A 491-nucleotide genomic window follows, 5' to 3' on the forward strand; every position below is an offset into this window, starting at 1 on the left:
GTGCAGAGGGCCATCGGAGATCGTCTGACCTGTGTGTTCGTGGACCACGGACTCCTGCGGGCCGGCGAGCGTGAGCAGGTCCAGCACGACTTCGTCGCGTCGACCGGGGCCAAGCTGGTGACCGTCGACGCCGCGGACACGTTCCTCGACGAGCTGGCCGGGGTCAGCGACCCGGAGGAGAAGCGCAAGATCATCGGGCGCGAGTTCATCCGCTCGTTCGAGGGTGCCGTCTCCGACCTGACGGTAGGGCAGGGCGAGGGGGCACAGGGCGAGAGCGAGTCGATCGACTTCCTGGTCCAGGGCACCCTGTACCCCGACGTCGTCGAGTCCGGCGGTGGCAGTGGCACGGCGAACATCAAGAGCCACCACAATGTCGGCGGGCTGCCCGAGGATCTCGAGTTCAGCCTGGTCGAGCCGCTGCGCCTGCTGTTCAAGGACGAGGTGCGCGCCGTCGGCCGCGAGCTGGGCCTGCCCGAGGAGATCGTCGGGCG

1 pseudogene is annotated in these 491 nt (G+C 68.8%); it reads left to right on the forward strand.

Annotated elements, in window-relative coordinates:
• Positions 1-491, forward strand: a pseudogene (locus tag QSJ19_RS26640) (glutamine-hydrolyzing GMP synthase); the annotation flags it as partial.

The organism is Gordonia sp. ABSL11-1, from assembly GCF_030315685.1.
In the GTDB taxonomy this organism is placed as follows: Bacteria; Actinomycetota; Actinomycetes; order Mycobacteriales; family Mycobacteriaceae; genus Gordonia.